The organism is Runella sp. MFBS21 (assembly GCF_029433105.1).
Classification (GTDB): domain Bacteria; phylum Bacteroidota; class Bacteroidia; order Cytophagales; family Spirosomataceae; genus Runella.
The window spans coordinates 1-504 of the sequence record NZ_JARNTW010000072.1 but is presented as its reverse complement, the minus strand read 5'-3'; the positions used below and the strand labels follow the sequence as shown (position 1 = coordinate 504).

Annotated in this window: 2 tRNA genes and 1 rRNA gene; all 3 read left to right on the top strand. The window is 45.8% G+C overall.

Annotated elements, in window-relative coordinates:
- Nucleotides 1-120 (top strand): 16S ribosomal RNA (locus P1X15_RS32520); the annotation flags it as partial.
- A gap of 55 nt (nucleotides 121-175) precedes the next feature.
- Nucleotides 176-249, top strand: a tRNA-Ile gene (locus tag P1X15_RS32515).
- Between the two features lie 56 nt (nucleotides 250-305).
- Nucleotides 306-379: transfer RNA gene (locus tag P1X15_RS32510), tRNA-Ala, on the top strand.
- Nucleotides 380-504: the final 125 nt, after the last annotated feature.

Sequence of the window (504 nt, the reverse complement as noted above, 5' to 3'; positions counted from 1 at the left end):
CATGGAAGTCGGGGAGACCTAAAGCGGAAGGTAAAAGATTTCGTTAGGGTAAATCTGGTAACTGGGGCTAAGTCGTAACAAGGTAGCCGTACCGGAAGGTGTGGCTGGAACACCTCCTTTCTGGAGCAAAGACTCCTATCCTTAACTTACTTTCATTATATACATAACTTTATTGGGGCTTGTAGCTCAGGTGGTTAGAGCGCTACACTGATAATGTAGAGGTCCGAGGTTCGAGTCCTCGCAGGCCCACAAAATAAGTTATATTACATCTGATTAACAGAGAGTTAATCAGTAACAACATTCTTGGGGGTTTAGCTCAGCTGGCTAGAGCACCTGCTTTGCAAGCAGGGGGTCAACGGTTCGAATCCGTTATCCTCCACAAGGCTATAAGTCTTAGAGTTTTTTGACATATTGGGAAGAAAGATAGAGTAATTAAGAAGAAGAAAGACAAGGGCGCATGGCGGATGCCTAAGGCTCTCAGCGGCGAAGAAGGACGCGATAAGC